Consider the following 675-nt stretch of genomic DNA (forward strand, 5'->3'; position numbering starts at 1 on the left):
GGATGCGGCGAAAAACGCTGCCGCCTGCTACTCGACGTTTCAGCAGGAGTTCGAGGAAGAGATCAACCGTGTTCGTCACCGTGCCCGGCGCCCGCCGCAGCCGGTCATGAACTGGGCCCAGCAGTAAAAGGAGGAACGAGACCATGGCCCGTAACCGGAACCGGGTGACGAGCTACTACCACGACGGCATGACCAGCGCCCTTATCGACCCGCAGGGTGGACACGATGGGGGCAGCGTCCGCGGCTACCTGCTGCACCGCATCAAGCCGCACCTGCCCCCGTGGCTGGGCTGGGCCGGCATCGGTCTGGCGGGGGCGGTGGGGCACTGGCGGTGGGGCGAGAGCGCCGCCGCCGGTGTCGGCCTGACCCTCGCCTCCGTCGCCCTCACGGGCGGGACGTGGGTGATGGGGAAGTCCACCAGTAAGCAGCGGCGTCTGCACTCGGCGGTCACGGTGGCGGCGGGGTCGGCGTGGGCGACGGCCGCGTGCCTGGCCGGCCCCACCGCCGACCCCATCGGCGACCTCTACCTGATGGGCGGACCCGTCCTGGCCCTGTCCTGGAACGGGCGGATGATGCTCCGCCACAACCCCGAAGGCACCACCGCCGGCATCGGGGACGGGGGTCTGTTCGGGGATGGGGGTCTGCTGGAGAAGGTGGGTCTCGCCCGCGCCCAGA

Annotated in this window: 2 pseudogenes; both read left to right on the forward strand. The window is 70.8% G+C overall.

The features are described 5' to 3' along the window. A pseudogene (locus GPJ59_RS38325) lies at positions 1-127 on the forward strand (plasmid transfer protein TraA); the annotation flags it as partial. Positions 128-188: 61 nt separating this feature from the next. Then, positions 189-675 (forward strand): annotated as a pseudogene (locus GPJ59_RS36740) (plasmid transfer protein TraB); the annotation flags it as partial.

The sequence above is a fragment of the Streptomyces bambusae genome (assembly GCF_019400985.1).
In the GTDB taxonomy this organism is placed as follows: Bacteria; Actinomycetota; Actinomycetes; order Streptomycetales; family Streptomycetaceae; genus Streptomyces; species Streptomyces bambusae_A.